The 14,500-nt window shown below is 72.1% G+C and carries 14 protein-coding genes; 11 read left to right on the forward strand and 3 right to left on the reverse strand.

The features are described 5' to 3' along the window. Positions 1-3 precede the first annotated feature (3 nt). Entirely contained in the window at positions 4-399 is a 396-nt protein-coding gene (locus HP550_RS20820) for an SHOCT domain-containing protein (protein ID WP_343048304.1), read from the forward strand. A gap of 70 nt (positions 400-469) precedes the next feature. Beyond that, entirely contained in the window at positions 470-1,018 is a 549-nt protein-coding gene (locus HP550_RS20825; protein WP_175349600.1) for a DUF1269 domain-containing protein, read from the forward strand. Positions 1,019-1,081: 63 nt separating this feature from the next. Here the strand turns inward: HP550_RS20825 and HP550_RS20830 are convergent, their stop codons facing one another. After that, a complete protein-coding gene (locus HP550_RS20830) occupies positions 1,082-2,542 on the reverse strand; it encodes an HD-GYP domain-containing protein (protein ID WP_175349601.1) in 1,461 nt (486 codons plus the stop codon). Positions 2,543-2,647: 105 nt separating this feature from the next. On the opposite strand from HP550_RS20830, the gene HP550_RS20835 reads away from it, so the two are divergent. Then, the gene (locus HP550_RS20835) at positions 2,648-3,535 is read left to right on the forward strand and encodes a phenylalanine 4-monooxygenase (RefSeq protein ID WP_175349602.1); all 888 of its coding nucleotides are present in this window, start codon (positions 2,648-2,650) and stop codon (positions 3,533-3,535) included. On the opposite strand, the gene HP550_RS20840 is transcribed toward HP550_RS20835, so the two are convergent. Further along, a complete protein-coding gene (locus HP550_RS20840; protein ID WP_175349603.1) occupies positions 3,532-5,361 on the reverse strand; it encodes an FAD-binding monooxygenase in 1,830 nt (609 codons plus the stop codon). The two genes, HP550_RS20835 and HP550_RS20840, sit on opposite strands and share 4 nt — an antisense overlap. Positions 5,362-5,463: 102 nt before the next feature. On the opposite strand from HP550_RS20840, the gene HP550_RS20845 reads away from it, so the two are divergent. The 7 genes from HP550_RS20845 (at position 5,464) to HP550_RS20875 (ending at position 13,459) form a co-directional block, all read left to right on the forward strand. After that, a complete protein-coding gene (locus tag HP550_RS20845) occupies positions 5,464-7,110 on the forward strand; it encodes a thiamine pyrophosphate-binding protein (RefSeq protein ID WP_175349604.1) in 1,647 nt (548 codons plus the stop codon). Positions 7,111-7,148: 38 nt separating this feature from the next. Then, positions 7,149-8,615 (forward strand): fumarylacetoacetate hydrolase family protein, encoded by a 1,467-nt coding sequence (locus tag HP550_RS20850; RefSeq protein WP_175349605.1) that lies wholly within the window; start codon positions 7,149-7,151, stop codon positions 8,613-8,615. Further along, the gene (locus HP550_RS20855) at positions 8,612-9,292 is read left to right on the forward strand and encodes a GntR family transcriptional regulator (RefSeq protein ID WP_175349778.1); all 681 of its coding nucleotides are present in this window, start codon (positions 8,612-8,614) and stop codon (positions 9,290-9,292) included. Before HP550_RS20850 ends, HP550_RS20855 begins: the two co-directional genes overlap by 4 nt. Before the next feature lie 10 nt (positions 9,293-9,302). After that, positions 9,303-10,787: a 5-carboxymethyl-2-hydroxymuconate semialdehyde dehydrogenase gene (hpaE, locus tag HP550_RS20860; RefSeq protein ID WP_175349606.1), complete on the forward strand. Its 1,485-nt coding sequence runs from the start codon at positions 9,303-9,305 to the stop codon at positions 10,785-10,787. Between the two features lies 1 nt (position 10,788). Continuing rightward, a complete protein-coding gene (hpaD, locus tag HP550_RS20865) occupies positions 10,789-11,889 on the forward strand; it encodes a 3,4-dihydroxyphenylacetate 2,3-dioxygenase (protein WP_175349607.1) in 1,101 nt (366 codons plus the stop codon). Between the two features lie 74 nt (positions 11,890-11,963). Further along, complete coding sequence (locus tag HP550_RS20870; protein WP_175349779.1) at positions 11,964-12,683, forward strand: fumarylacetoacetate hydrolase family protein; 720 nt, start codon at positions 11,964-11,966, stop codon at positions 12,681-12,683. After that, positions 12,668-13,459 carry an HpcH/HpaI aldolase family protein gene (locus HP550_RS20875; protein WP_175349608.1) on the forward strand — a complete coding sequence of 264 codons (792 nt, stop codon included), beginning with the start codon at positions 12,668-12,670 and terminating at the stop codon, positions 13,457-13,459. The genes HP550_RS20870 and HP550_RS20875 overlap by 16 nt, the downstream gene beginning before the upstream one ends. 62 nt (positions 13,460-13,521) lie before the next feature. On the opposite strand, the gene HP550_RS20880 is transcribed toward HP550_RS20875, so the two are convergent. Further along, complete coding sequence (locus HP550_RS20880; protein WP_175349609.1) at positions 13,522-13,719, reverse strand: hypothetical protein; 198 nt, start codon at positions 13,717-13,719, stop codon at positions 13,522-13,524. 260 nt (positions 13,720-13,979) lie between these two features. Between HP550_RS20880 and HP550_RS20885 the strand changes: the two genes are divergently transcribed. Continuing rightward, on the forward strand, positions 13,980-14,429 hold the full coding sequence (locus tag HP550_RS20885; RefSeq protein WP_175349610.1) for a hypothetical protein: 450 nt from the start codon (positions 13,980-13,982) through the stop codon (positions 14,427-14,429). Positions 14,430-14,500: the final 71 nt, after the last annotated feature.

A 14,500-nucleotide genomic window follows, 5' to 3' on the forward strand; every position in this document is an offset into this window, starting at 1 on the left:
CCAGTGAACCTGACCGCGTCGTTCGGGAACGGCGACATCCTGCTCTGGATGCTCGAGCTCTTCCTGTTCATCATCTGGTTCTGGCTGCTGATCGCCATCTTCGGCGACCTGTTCCGGGACCCAGACACCGGCGGCGGCGTCAAGGCGCTCTGGGTCGTCCTGCTCGTCATCCTCCCGTTCCTCGGGATCCTGCTGTACCTCATCGTCCGGGGTAAGGGCATGGGGGCGCGGCAGGCGGCACAGCTGCAAGCCGCGCAGTCCGCGTTCGACGACCGGATCCGCAGCGCCACGGGATCGTCCGCCACCGACCAGATCGCCCAGGCCAAGGCGCTCCTCGACTCGGGCGCCATCGACCAGGCCGAGTTCGCCAAGCTCAAGGCGGCCGCGCTCGGGTCGTGACGAGGGCCCGCGCAACCCCGCAACCCGCACCGTCAGGAAGTCCGTACACACCACCCGAAGGAGCACCACGATGTCCGACGACCAGATCGACACCGGCGCACTCGTCACGGACGGCGCCTACACGTTGTTCGTCGCTGACTTCAGCGACACCGACACCGCCTGGCAGGCGTACGAGGCGATCAAGGGAGCCGAGGACGGCAGGACCCTGAGCGTCGAGGGCGTCCTCGTCGTCAAGCGGGAGGCTGACGGCACGCTGGAGATCCTCAAGTCGACCGATCACAGCACCCGCCGCGGCCTGAAGTGGGGAGTCATCGGTGGCGTGGCGCTCGGGCTGATCTTCCCCCCGAGCATCATCGGCAGTGCGGCCGCGCTCGGCGCCGTCGGCGCTGCGACCGGCAAGGGCGTGGCGCTGCACCATCGCAAGGAGCTGGCCGAGGACCTCCAGGACTCGATCGCCGCCGGGCACTCCGGGATCGTCGCCCTCGTCTCCGACCCCAGCGCGATCGCGCTCCGCAAGGCGCTGGACAAGGCTGACGCCATCGTGGAGAAGGCGATCGAGAAGGCCGAGGCCGACGAGATCAAGGCCGCGGCCGACGAGGCGCGTGCCGAGTCGCAGTAGACGAACGCGACCTCGTCGGCGGTGGTCGTCCCAGCCGCCGCCGTCACGCTCGCCGCTCGGGCGCTACGGGTTCTTGGCCGCGTCGGCGTTCTTGGCGTTCTTGGCGTTCTTGGCGTTCTGCGCCTTCTTGAGCACTCCCTGGGTGTTCTTCGCAGCGCTCGTGCCGGGCGAGGGAGCGACGGCCAGCGGGACGACCGTGGGCGCCGTGGACGGGGCAGGCGGCGAGTCGCTCGTGGACGGGAGCGGCGTGCTCTGCGGTACGTCCATGGCGTCGGTCGACGTCGGCGCGACCACGGGGGCGTCCTCGTCGTCGGCCTTCCCGGACTGCGGCGTCGTGATCCCGGAGGTGTCCGTCGCGACCGAGGCGGGTGGCCCGGGTGGGTGCGGGACGTCAGCCAGGGCTCCGCCCGCGGTGGCTGTCGACACCGAGAGCACCAGGCCGATCGCTCCGGTGCTCTTGAGTGCGCCGACGGTGGTCAGTCGCTGCACCATGGACGGCAGGTCGGCGGTGACCTGCGGCAGACCGGGCAGGATCGAGAGGATGCTCAGCGGCCCGGCGACGCGGCGCAACCTGCCCAGGCCGATCGACAGGAACGCCCGGACGACCTGCGGGTCGAACTGCTCTCCGGCACACCGCGCCAGCTCTGCGCGAGCGGCCGAGGCGGGCAGGGCACGCTTGTACGAGCGCGCCGACGTGATGACGTCGTAGGCGTCGGCGACGGCGACGATGCGGGCGCCCCTGCTGATCGCCACGCCGGCCAGACCTGCCGGGTAGCCGGCGCCGTCCCAGCGTTCGTGGTGCTGCCCGATCACGTCCAGCCACGGACCGAGCCACTCGCTCAGCGGCTGGGCGATCTCCATGCCCGCCTCGGGATGGTCGGCGATGATGCTCCACTCCCGCGGCGTGGGCTCACCGGGCTTGCTCAGGACGCTCGCGGGAACTCGCAGCTTGCCGACGTCGTGCAGGAGGGCCGCCCAGCTGAGCTTGGCCGCATCCTGGGAGGACAGGCCCAGCTCCTTGCCGATCAGCGCCGAGTAGGCCTGGACCCGCTCGCTGTGACCGCGGGTGAGCTGGTCGTGGTCGCTGATCGCCGCGACGAGGCTGAGGATGCGCGCGGCGTGCTCGCCCTCCGGGCGCGGCCCTCGGCGACCGAAGACGGCCAGCCTCGCCTGGAGGGCGTCCGGTGAGTAGTGGCTCATGGCGACCGCGAGCCTCGACGGAGCGCGGTCGGGGAAGTAGAGCGTGAGCCGCAGCAGTGTCGTCAACGGCAGGAACCGGCGACTCAGCCGGGTTGCGAGGACCAGGACGGTCGTCGCGACAGAGATCTCGATGAGCAGCCAGATCCACGTGTTGACCCCGAGCCGGCTCGGTGGGAGCCAGTGCACTGCAGCCAGCCCGGTCCCGACCGACAGGGCGATGGGGATCGCGGCGATCAGCACCCGCACGGCCCCCGCCAAGAGGGGACGGCCCTTCCATACCCCGAGACTCGCGTCGTCGTAGTTCTGCGTGGGACCAGAGGCCATTCCTCTGACAACGACATCCCAGGCTCCGACCTTGACGTCCCGTTCGGGTGACGGTTCGTCGTGTGGGGGATGCGTCCCGTCGCCTTTCGGCGTAGAACGGATCGCATGTTCGACGAAGGACAGCTCTACGCCCCCGTCACCGCCGACGAGGACGGCAAGGTCACAGTGCACCTCGCCGACGACCATCCCGGTGCGCACGACCCGGAGTACCGCCGCCGCCGGGAGGAGATCGCCGGCCCGGCTCTGGGCTGGCAGCCCGGGGACCCGGTGCCCCGCGTGGAGTACACCGACTCCGAGAACGACATCTGGCGGACGGTGTGCCGCGAGCTGGCGCCGAAGCACGAGCGGCTCGCGATCCGTGGCTACCTGGAGGGCAAGGAGGCGCTGGCCCTGCCCACCGACCACGTGCCGCAGCTCGACGAGGTCAGCGCGGGCCTCGGTCCGCTCAGTGGCTTCCGGCTCCACCCGGCGGCGGGCCTGGTGCCTCTCGACGTCTTCTACGGGTCGCTCGCGGACGGGGTGTTCCACTCCACCCAGTACCTGCGCCACCCGTCACAGCCGCTGTACACGCCGGAGCCGGACGTCATCCACGAGGTCGTGGGGCACTGCAACCTGCTGGCCAACCCCGCGATCGCCGAGGTCAAGCGCAGGGCCGGGGAGGCCGCCCTGCGGTGCGAGACGCCCGAGGGGCTCCAGTACGTGGCCGACGTCTTCTGGTTCACCATCGAGTTCGGCGTGATGTACGAGCACGGCGAGCTGCGTGCGTACGGCGCCGGTCTGCTGTCGTCGTACGGCGAGATCGAGGAGTTCCGCGGCGCTGACATCCGGCCCGTCGACTTCCACCAGATGGCCACGCTGGCGTACGACATCAGCCACTACCAGCCGATCCTGTTCGCGTGCGACGGGATGGGCGAGCTCTCCGATCGGGTGGGCGGGTTCTTCGCCGGGTTCGACGACGAGACGCCCACCCGGCTCGCCCACGACGCCGCCTAGCGGTCGAGCAGGAACTGCCGGAGGAACGCCACGAGCTCGTCCGCGGCGTCGAGCGGCAGGACGGCAGCGACGTACTGGTCGGGCCGGACGACGACCACGCACCCGGCTCGGTCCACGCCCCGCAGCTCGAAGATGTCGTCGTCGGGATGCGCGGCGAAGACTCTCTCGTAGTCGACGAGCTGGAACGGCCCCGTCCGCGGCAGGAACAGCTCCGGTACCGCCGCGATGTCCACGTCGGCGTGCCGCTGCTGGTACACGACCTTGACGTCGAAGACGCGCTCGCGCGCCAGCGAGCCGGCCAGCCGCTCGGCCCAGGCCCCCAGTGCGGAGGCGTACCGGTCGGCGAACGCGTAGACCCGCCAGCGGCCGTCGGCTCGGTGCTGGTGCCCGAGGTGCAGAGGGTTGGCGTCGGCGACGCGGACCACCGGGGCGGACTTGAACCGCTTCCCCACCGGGAACCCCGTGGCCAGCGCCTGGTGGGTGGGCTCGGCGACGACCATCGACGGCGCGTACTGCGTCATGAACCCGAACAGGAACTCGGTGGTCCGCACGTAGAACTCGGCGAGCAGACCCGGATCGCCCAGCTCCTCCGGCGTCTTCGCCATGAGCGTGGACCACTCCTTGTCGAAGTCGATGAGGTTCTGCGCGACCACCTGTCGCTCGGCGGAGTATGTGGCGAGCAGGCTCTCCGGGCTCCGGCCGGTGAGGACGTAGCCGAGCTTCCACGCCAGGTTGAAGCCGTCCTGCATGGACACGTTCATGCCCTGGCCGGCCTTGGCGCTGTGGGTGTGGCAGGCGTCGCCGGCGATGAACACACGCGGCGTGCGCGCGGCGTGCCCGTCGACGTGCTCCTCGACGGGCACGTCGTCGAACCGGTCGGTCAGCCGGTGCCCCACCTCGTAGACGCTGTGCCAGGCGACGTGCCGCACGTCGAGCGTGTACGGGTGCAGGATCGCCTGCGCCCGCGCGACGATCTGCTCGATCGTCGTGTCGCGCACCTCGTGGTGGGAGTCGGGGTCGACCTCCCCGAGGTCGACGTACATCCGGAACAGGTGGCCGCCCTCGCGCGGGATGAGCAGGATGCTGCCCCCCGCACCCGACTGGATCGCGCACTTGAGCCGGATGTCGGGGAAGTCGGTGACCGCGAGGACGTCCATGACGCCCCAGGCGTGGAACGCGGAGTTCCCCTCCATGGTGCAGCCGATGGCGGACCGCACCCGGCTGCGGGCACCGTCGGCGCCCAGGACGTACTTGGCCCGGACCACCTTCGACCGGCCGGTCCGCTCGAGCGTGACGTCGACGTGGTCGTCGAACCGCTCGAGTCCGCGGAACTCGTACCCGTAGTCCGGCACCATCCGGCTCGGCGAGCTCGCCATGTACTCGGCGAAGTAGTCGAGCACCCGCGCCTGGTTGACGATGAGGTGCGGGAACTCGCTGATGCCGCGGGGGTCGTCGGGCGGGCGCTCGCCCCGGACGATGCGCGACGGGTCGGTGGGGTCCGGGTGCCAGAAGCACATCTCGGTGATGCGGTAGGCCTCCTCGGCGATCCGGCCGGCGAACCCGAACGCCTGGAAGGTCTCGACGCTGCGGGCCTGGATGCCGTCCGCCTGCCCGATGGCCAGCCGACCCTCGCGGCGGTCGACGATCCGGGTGGTGACGTCCGGGAACTGGGAGAGCTGGGCGGCCGCGATCATCCCCGCCGGCCCGGCCCCGACGATGAGGACGTCCACCTCGTCGGGCAGCTCCTCGGGCCGGTCGAGGCCGACGCCCGCCGCGGGCTGGACGCGGGGATCGCCGGACACGTAGCCGTGGTGGTGGAACTGCATGGGACCGACTCCCCTGACGCCGATGTCGAGGTGGTACGGATCGTATATTATCCCTGGAAGGCCGCAACGACGCGGTCGCCCCGGTCCGAGAGGCCCACATCGATGCCGACGGTTTCCGCGCACGTCGCGGTCACGCTCGCCGCGCACGTCGACCATGTCTTCGGGGTCATGGGCAACGGCAACGCCTACTTCCTCGACGCCCTGACGTGCCAGACGGACGCCCGCTTCGTCCCCGTGCGGCACGAGGCAGGTGCCGTGGTCGCCGCCGACGCCTTCCATCGGGCCTCCGGCAGGCTCGCCGCGGCGACGACCACGTACGGTGCCGGGTTCACCAACACCCTCACCGCCCTGGCCGAGGCCGTGCAGGCCCACGTACCGCTCGTCCTGGTGGTCGGCGACGAGCCGACCTCCGGGCCCCGCCCCTGGGACGTCGACCAGATCGCCATGGCCTCGGCCGTCGGTGCCCGCACGTACACCGTGGGTCGCACCGACGCCGCCGCGACGACCGTCATCGCCGTCGAGCACGCCCTGACCTACCGGGTGCCCACCGTGCTCGCGATCCCCTACGACGTCGCGACGCTCGACACCGGGCCGGTACCCGAGACGCCGACCCCACGCCTCCCCCCTCCGCTCGCCGTGCGCGGCGCGTTCGCCGACGGCGTCGTGCGGGAGATCGCCGCCTCGCTCGCCGCCGCACGCCGACCGCTGCTCCTGGCCGGCCGCGGCGCCTGGGTGGCGGGTGCGGGCGAGGCGCTGGGTGCGATCGCCGACGCCACCGGCGCGCTGACGACGACGACGGCGCTCGGGCGCGGAGTCTTCCCGCGGGACGAGTTCGACCTCGGTGTCGCCGGCGGGTTCGGCGCCCGGGAGGCGATGGAGCTCGTCCGCGAGGCCGACGTCGCCGTCGTCGTGGGCGCGTCCCTGAACCAGTTCACGATGCGGTTCGGCGACCTGTTCGCCCCCGGCTGCCGGGTGTTCCAGGTCGATGTCGCGCCCGCGGCCACCCACCCGCACGTCGGCGGATACGTCCGAGGGGACGCCGCGGTCGTCGCGGAGGCAATCCTGAAGGAGCTCGACGGGGTCATGCCCAGCGGGTGGCGCGAGTCCGTCGACCTGTCCGCCGCACGACGGCAAGAGCCCGGGGACGGGACCGCCCCCGACGGCCGGCTCGACCCGCGCTCCGCGGCGTCACGCCTCGCCGAGCTGCTGCCCGAAGACCGCGTGGTCGTCTCGGACGGCGGGCACTTCCTCGGCTGGTCGAACATGTACTGGCCCGTCTCGGCCCCGAACCGGATGGTGATGGTCGGCACCGCGTTCCAGGCGATCGGGCTCGGCTTCCCCAGCGTGGTCGGCGCGGCGCTCGCCCGGCCCGAGGCCACGGTGGTCCTCACGACGGGCGACGGCGGCGGGCTCATGGCCCTGTCCGACCTCGAGTCGGCCGTGCGGGTGGCGGGCGGCCGCGGGATGGCGGTCGTGTGGAACGACGGGGCGTACAGCGCGGAGATGCACCTCTACGGGCGCAAGGGTCTGGCGCGGGAGCCGATGCTCATCCCGGACGTCGACTTCGCCGGCGTGGCCACCGCGCTCGGCGCGCAGGGCGTCGCTGTCCGCACCATCGAGGACCTCGAGGCGCTGACGGCGTGGCGAGCCCGCCCGGTGACCGACCGCCCGTTCCTGCTCCTCGACCTGCGGGTCTCCGGCACGGTGGTCGCCCCCTTCTGGGAGGAGATCTCCCGGGCGAGCGGCTGACGACGCAGGACCACTCCTCACCACCGGCAAGGGAGCTCATGACCGACGACAGCACGGACCGCAGGTTCTCCGCCCTGCCCGGACGCCCGGGCAAGGTCGTCGCGGTCCACCTCAGCTACGCGTCCCGCGCCGACCAGCGCGGACGGCGTCCCGCCCAGCCGTCGTACTTCCTCAAGCCGTCGAGCTCCGTGGCGGCCTCCGGCGGGAGTGTCGAGCGTCCGCACGGCACCGAGCTGCTCGCCTTCGAGGGCGAGATCGCTCTGGTCATCGGCACCACGGCTCGTCGCGTGCCCCTGGACCGGGCGTGGGACCACGTCGCGTGGGTCACCGCGGCGAACGACCTCGGCCTGTACGACCTGCGCGCGAACGACAAGGGCTCCAACCTCCGGTCCAAGGGCGGTGACGGGTTCACGCCCGTCGGGCCTGGCCTCCTCGACGCGCGGACGGTCGACCCGGGTGCCCTGCGGCTGCGCGCGTGGGTGAACGGCGAGCTCCGGCAGGACGACACGACCGCAGGCCTCCTCTTCTCGCTGCCCCGGCTCGTGGCTGACCTCTCGCAGCACCTCACGCTCGAGCCGGGCGACGTCATCCTCACCGGCACCCCCGCGGGGTCCTCCGTCGTCGTCCCCGGAGACGTGATCGAGGTCGAGGTCGACGCGCCCGGCGGGCCCACCTCCGGACGGCTCGTCACGACCGTCACCCAGGGCGAGCAGTCTTTCGACGGCGCGCTCGGGTCGCTGCCCGCCGTCGACGACACGCAGCGCGTCGAGGCGTGGGGCTCGCGCGCCGCCGCCGGCCTCGCGCCGGAGGGCCTCTCCCCCGAGCTGCGCGAGAAGCTCCTGCAGGTCCCGGTCGCAGCCCTCAGCGCGCAGCTGCGCAAGCGCGGGCTCGACGACGTGACGATCGACGGGGTCCGGCCCATGCACCCCGACGCCAGGCTGGTCGGCACCGCGCGCACCCTGCGGCTCGTGCCCGGGCGCGCGGACCTGTTCGCCCGCCACGGCGGCGGCTACAACGCCCAGAAGCGCGCGTTCGACACGGTCGGCGAGGGCGAGGTGCTCGTCATCGAGGCCCGCGGCCAGGCCGGGTCCGGCACGTTCGGGGACATCCTCGCCCTGCGCGCCCACGCCCGCGGCGCAGCCGGCATCGTCACCGACGGCGGTGTCCGCGACCATGCCGCGGTCGCCGCGGTCGGCATCCCCGTCTACTCGGCGGGCGCGCACCCCGCCATCCTCGGCCGACGGCACGTGCCGTGGGACGTCGACGTCGCCGTGGCCTGCGGCGGGACGACCGTCGAGCCCGGCGACATCCTCGTCGGCGACGGCGACGGCGTCGTCGTCATCCCGCCCGCGCTGGTCGAGGACGTGGTCGACGCCGCCCTGGCCCAGGAGGAGGAGGACGGCTGGATCGCGGAGCAGGTCGCCGCCGGTCACCCGGTCGACGGACTCTTCCCGATGGACGCCCGGTCGAGAGCGGGGTTCGACGCGTGGCGCGCGGGCCGATGAACCAGGAGTGGGCGGCGCCCAGCAAGTCGCAGCACGCCTACCTCTGGCTGAAGGAGCGGATCGCGGGCGAGGAGCTCACGCCGGGGTACCGGCTCGTCCTGGCGTCGATCGCCGACGAGCTCGACATGAGCGTCGTCCCGGTGCGCGAGGCGATCCGCCGGCTCGAGGCCGAGGGTCTGGTGACGTTCGAGCGGAACGTCGGGGCGCGCGTCTCCATGATCGACGACACCGGGTACCGGCACAGCATGGAGTCGCTGGCCATCCTGGAGGGGGCGGCCACCGCGCTGGCGGCGAGGCACCTGACCGCCGACGACCTCCGGCACGCGCGCGAGCTCAACCGCCGGCTGGTCGAGTCGCTCGACGACTTCGACCCGAGGCTCTTCACGTCCGTCAACCACGCGTTCCACTCGGTGCTCTTCGCCGCGTGCCAGAACACGCGCCTGCTCGCGCTGGTCGAGGCGGAGTGGGTCCGGCTGGGCCACCTGCGCGACTCCACGTTCAGCTTCGTGCCCGGCCGCGCGCAGGAGTCGGTGCGCGAGCACGAGGTGCTGCTGGACCTCATCGAGACCGGCGCTCCCCTGCCGGACATCGAGCGTGCGGCTCGCGGGCACCGCTCGGCCACGCTCGCCGCCTACCTCAGCCACGAGCACCCCGACGGCCTGCCCGCCGCACTCTGAGAGGCAACCCATGCCTGCCGACCTTCCCGACCGCCTCCAGCACTACGTCGGCGGCGCGCACGTCGACTCCACGGACGGCTCGACGTTCGCGGTCCTCGACCCGGTCTCGAACGAGACCTACCTGCACGCCGCGGCCGGCAAGGCGGCCGACGTCGACCGGGCCGTCGCTGCGGCGCGGCAGGCGTTCGAGGAGGGGCCGTGGCCGCAGCTGCTGCCGCGCGAGCGCTCGCGGGTCCTGCACCGGGTCGCCGACATCGTCGAGTCGCGCGACGCCCGGCTCGCGGAGCTCGAGAGCTTCGACTCGGGTCTGCCGATCACCCAGGCGCTCGGCCAGGCGCGCCGGGCCGCGGAGAACTTCCGGTTCTTCGCCGACCTGGTCGTCGCCCAGACCGACGACGCGTTCAAGGTGCCCGGACGCCAGCTCAACTACGTGAACCGCAAGCCGATCGGCGTCGCCGGGCTCATCACCCCGTGGAACACGCCGTTCATGCTCGAGTCCTGGAAGCTCGGACCCGCGCTCGCCACCGGCAACACGGTCGTCCTGAAGCCGGCGGAGTTCACGCCGCTGTCGGCATCCCTGTGGGCCGGGATCTTCGAGGAGGCCGGCCTGCCCAGCGGCGTGTTCAACCTGGTCCACGGGCTCGGGGAGGAGGCGGGCGACGCCCTGGTGAAGCACCCGGACGTGCCGCTCATCTCGTTCACGGGTGAGAGCCGGACCGGCCAGCTCATCTTCGCCAACGCGGCCCCGCACCTGAAGGGCCTCTCCATGGAGCTCGGGGGCAAGTCCCCCGCCGTCGTGTTCGCCGACGCCGACCTGGCGGCGGCGATCGACGCGACGATCTTCGGGGTGTTCTCGCTCAACGGCGAACGGTGCACGGCGGGCAGCCGGATCCTGGTCCAGCGCGAGATCTACGACGAGTTCGTCGAGCGGTACGCCGCCCGGGCGCAGCGCGTCGTCGTCGGCCCCCCGCACGAGCCGACGACCGAGGTCGGTGCGCTGGTGCACCCGGAGCACTACGCGAAGGTCATGCGCTACATCGAGCTCGGCAGGACCGAGGGTCGGCTCGTCGCGGGCGGCGGTCGGCCCGAGGGCTTCCCCACCGGCAACTACGTGGCGCCGACCGTCTTCGCCGACGTCCCGGCCGACGCCCGGATCTTCCAGGAGGAGATCTTCGGCCCGGTCGTCGCGATCACCCCGTTCGACACCGACAAGGAGGCGCTCGCGCTCGCCAACGGCGTGCAGTACGGGCTCGCGGCCTACGTGTGGACCAACGACCTGCGTCGGGCGCACACCTTCGCGCAGGCGCTCGACGTCGGCATGGTGTGGCTCAACAGCAACAACGTCCGGGACCTGCGGACGCCGTTCGGTGGGGTCAAGGCGTCCGGCCTCGGCCACGAGGGCGGCTACCGCTCGATCGACTTCTACACGCACCAGCAGGCCGTGCACGTCACGCTCGGCGAGGCGCACAACCCGACCTTCGGCAAAGGACACTGACGTGAGCGCGACCCCCATCCCGACGCCGTCCTCCCCGCCCCCGGACATCCTGCGCGCCGCCTCGATGGAGCTCGTCGTCACCGACCTCGCGGCGTCGCGGCACTTCTACGTCGACGTCCTCGGCCTGGTCGTGACCGAGGAGGACGGCGAGGCGATCTACCTGCGCACCTACGAGGAGTTCATCCATCACAACCTCGTCCTGCGCGCGGGTCCGGTCGCAGCCGCCGCCGCGCTCTCCTACCGGGTCCGATCCCCGGAGGACCTCGACCGGGCGGTCGCGTTCTACCGCGAGCTCGGGTGCCGGGTGGAGCGGCGGGCCGACGGGTTCGTGACGGGCGTCGGGGACTCCGTGCGGGTGCAGGACCCGCTGGGGTTCCCGTACGAGTTCTTCCACGACGTCCAGCACGTCGAGCGGCTGGCGTGGCGCTACGACCTGTACACGCCGGGCACGCTCGTGCGGCTCGACCACTTCAACCAGGTCACCCCCGACGTGCCGCGGGCCGTGAAGTACATGGAGGACCTCGGCTTCCGGGTGACCGAGGACATCCAGGACGAGGCGGGCACCACGTACGCCGCCTGGATGCGCCGCAAGCCCACCGTCCACGACACCGCGATGACCGGCGGGAACGGCCCGCGCATGCACCACGTCGCCTTCGCCACCCACGAGAAGCACAACATCCTCGCGATCTGCGACACGCTCGGCGCGCTGCGGATGTCGGACCGGATCGAGCGGGGCCCCGGCCGCCACGGCGTGTCCAACGCGTTCTACCTGTACCTGCGCGACCCCGACGGGCACCGGATCGAGATCTACACGCAGGACTACTACACCGGCGACCCGGACAATCCCGTGGTCACCTGGGACGTCCACGACAACCAGCGCCGCGACTGGTGGGGCAACCCCGTGGTCCCCTCCTGGTACACCGAGGCGTCGCTGGTGCTCGACCTCGACGGCGTCCCGCAGCCGGTGGTCGCGCGCACGGACAGCAGCGAGATGGAGGTGACCATCGGGGCCGACGGGTTCTCCTACACCCGCAAGGGCGACGCCCCCGATGAGCTGCCCAGCTGGAAGCAGGGCGAGTACAAGCTGGGGCACCAGCTGTGAGCGGCACGTCCTTGCCGGCGCAGACCGTCACGGCGATCGCCGACGAGCTGGCCGCGGCGGAGCGGAGCCGGACGATGATGCCGCTCCTGACCGCTCGCCACCCGGGCATGACCGTGGACGACGCGTACGCCGTGCAGGGCGAGTGGCGGCGCCGCGCCATGGCCGCCGGTCGACGTCTGGTGGGCCACAAGATCGGCCTGACGTCCAAGGTGATGCAGGCCGCGACCGGCATCGACGAACCCGACTACGGGGCCATCTTCGACGACATGGTCTACGAGGACGGCGCGGTGATCGAGCACGGCCGGTTCTCGAACGTGCGCATCGAGGTCGAGCTCGCATTCGCGCTGGCCGAGCCGGTCGACGGCCCGGACGCCACCCTGGACGACGTCCTGCGGGCCACCGAGTACGTGGTGCCCGCCCTGGAGATCCTGTCCTCCCGCATCGAGCTCGCGGGCCGCACGATCGTCGACACGATCAGCGACAACGCGGCGATGGGGGCCATGGTCGTCGGCGGCTCCCGCGTCGCGCCCGAGGACGTCGACCTGCGCTGGGTCGCCGCGCTGCTGCACCGCAACGGGACCATCGAGGAGTCCGGCGTCGCGGGTGCGGTGCTGGGCCACCCCGGCCTCGGAGTCGCGTGGCTGGCGAACAAGCTGGCCCAGCACGGCGACCGCCTGGAGGCGGGTGAGATCGTGCTCGCGGGCTCGTTCACGCGCCCGATCTGGGTGCAGCCGGGTGACACCGTGCTCGCCGACTACCGCGACCTGGGGACGATCACATGCCGATTCGCCTGACGCCGACGTTCCGCGACGCCCTCGCCGCGCACGCCACCGGGCCGACCAGCGGTCCGTTCCTCGGGATGTGGGTGTGCACGGCCAGCCCGCTCGTCGCCGAGATCTGCGCGGGCTCCGGGCTCGACTGGCTGCTCGTCGACATGGAGCACTCCCCCAACGGGCTGGAGTCGGTGCTCGCGCAGCTCCAGACCGTCGCCGCCTACCCGGTGACGCCGGTCGTCCGGGTTCCGACCGACGATGTCGTCACGATCAAGCAGGTCCTGGACCTCGGGGCGCAGAACCTCCTGGTGCCCATGGTGTCGTCGGCGGAGCAGGCCAGGGCCGTCGTCGAGGCCGTGCGCTACTCACCCCGCGGCCGCCGGGGCGTCGGCTCGGCGATCGCCCGGTCGGCCCGCTGGAACCGCGTCGAGGGGTACCTGGCGCACGCCGACGAGCACGTGTCGGTCCTCGTGCAGATCGAGACGGCCGAGGGCGTGGCCGCCGCCGAGGCGATCGCGGGGGTCGACGGGGTCGACGGGGTCTTCGTCGGGCCGTCCGACCTCGCCGCCTCGATGGGGCTCCTCGGCCAGCAGAACCACCCGGACGTGGTCGCCGCCGTCCACCGCGCGTTCGACGCCGTGCGTACGGCAGGCAAGCCGGTCGGCGTCAACGCGTTCGACCCGGACCTGGCGCACGCGTACGCCAGGGCCGGCGCCTCGTTCGTGCTCGTCGGCGCCGACGTGACGCTGCTCGCCCAGGGGTCCGAGGAGCTCGCCGCCCGGTTCGGGCGCACGTGAGAGGTCAGGGGCGGGCCGGCCGTCGCGTCGCTCGCGTACTCGTCGGAGGCGACGATCCCGGCTCAGCTCGCGCGGCGTGCGCGGAAGTTGTCGGCGATCTGCTGAGCCTGACCCACCACGAGCTGCCGGTAGGTCGCGTACCGCGACGCGATCTCGTCGTTGTCGGCACCGTGATCGCCCGCATCCAGCCAGGCTCGCTTCGCAGCGCGGATGTCGTCGTCCGTGACGTCGAGCCGCCACGCCGTCTCGTCGTTGCCCATGGGAGCCAGCATCGCCGACGCCGGGCGGTCATGGGACGACGGCCGAGGCCATTCACCCGTCCGTTCACACCCACGAGGGACACGGCGCCTCATGTCTTCGGCGTGTCGTGACAGCGGTCGTAGGCGCAGCAACGCGGTCGCCCGCGCCCGATGATCGTCGACGGGCTTCGCGCGGACTCGTGGGCGCCGGTCGGGACCACACGTCCCGGCGCTCCGCGGGACGAGTTGGATCGGCTCCCGGAGCCCCGTAGCCTCCGGCCATGAGCACCCTTGACGAGGTCGGCGAGCGCGACGCATGGCGGTGCTGGTTGTGCGACGAGCCGGTCGACCCCGACGCGTCTGTCAACTCCGACCGCGGCCCGAGCATCGACGGCGGTGCCACCCCGAAGGGCAAGAAGGCGGCACCGGGCTCCGAGCGGCTGGCGCACCGGGCCTGCAACACCCGCAAGGGAGCCGTCAAGCCCGTCGTGGCCTGGTCGCCCACCCTGTTCGTCGTGGAGCCCGCGCCGATCGTGTCGACCGTCGAACGGCTGACGCGCAAGGGCGGGCGTGAGGTCGTGGGTCGCTGCCCGACGAGGGCGGACGCCGAGGAGGCAGCCGTGTGGCTCGTGGACCGGCTCTCGCGGTTCGCGCCTCAGCTTCGGGCGACCGCCACCGTCGAGCCGGGCGGTGGGCAGTTCCTCCTCGTGGCGCACGCAGGAACTCGCTGACCGGTACGTCCGAACGTCCGGCGAAGATCCGACGCCGGAGCCCTGGTGCCCAGTAGCCTCGTGCTGACCTG

Origin of the sequence: Cellulomonas humilata (genome assembly GCF_013359775.1) — a bacterium.
Classification (GTDB): Bacteria; Actinomycetota; Actinomycetes; order Actinomycetales; family Cellulomonadaceae; genus Cellulomonas; species Cellulomonas humilata.

Excerpts from the sequence above, each read along its gene's own strand:
- HP550_RS20825 (WP_175349600.1), top strand. The coding sequence starts at position 470 with ATGTCCGACGACCAGATCGACACCGGCGCACTCGTCACGGACGGCGCC.
- HP550_RS20830 (WP_175349601.1), bottom strand. The coding sequence starts at position 2,542 with ATGGCCTCTGGTCCCACGCAGAACTACGACGACGCGAGTCTCGGGGTA.
- HP550_RS20835 (WP_175349602.1), top strand. The coding sequence starts at position 2,648 with ATGTTCGACGAAGGACAGCTCTACGCCCCCGTCACCGCCGACGAGGAC.
- HP550_RS20840 (WP_175349603.1), bottom strand. The coding sequence starts at position 5,361 with ATGCAGTTCCACCACCACGGCTACGTGTCCGGCGATCCCCGCGTCCAG.
- HP550_RS20845 (WP_175349604.1), top strand. The coding sequence starts at position 5,464 with ATGCCGACGGTTTCCGCGCACGTCGCGGTCACGCTCGCCGCGCACGTC.
- HP550_RS20850 (WP_175349605.1), top strand. The coding sequence starts at position 7,149 with ATGACCGACGACAGCACGGACCGCAGGTTCTCCGCCCTGCCCGGACGC.
- HP550_RS20855 (WP_175349778.1), top strand. The coding sequence starts at position 8,612 with ATGAACCAGGAGTGGGCGGCGCCCAGCAAGTCGCAGCACGCCTACCTC.
- hpaE (WP_175349606.1), top strand. The coding sequence starts at position 9,303 with ATGCCTGCCGACCTTCCCGACCGCCTCCAGCACTACGTCGGCGGCGCG.
- HP550_RS20870 (WP_175349779.1), top strand. The coding sequence starts at position 11,964 with ATGATGCCGCTCCTGACCGCTCGCCACCCGGGCATGACCGTGGACGAC.
- HP550_RS20875 (WP_175349608.1), top strand. The coding sequence starts at position 12,668 with ATGCCGATTCGCCTGACGCCGACGTTCCGCGACGCCCTCGCCGCGCAC.
- HP550_RS20880 (WP_175349609.1), bottom strand. The coding sequence starts at position 13,719 with ATGGGCAACGACGAGACGGCGTGGCGGCTCGACGTCACGGACGACGAC.
- HP550_RS20885 (WP_175349610.1), top strand. The coding sequence starts at position 13,980 with ATGAGCACCCTTGACGAGGTCGGCGAGCGCGACGCATGGCGGTGCTGG.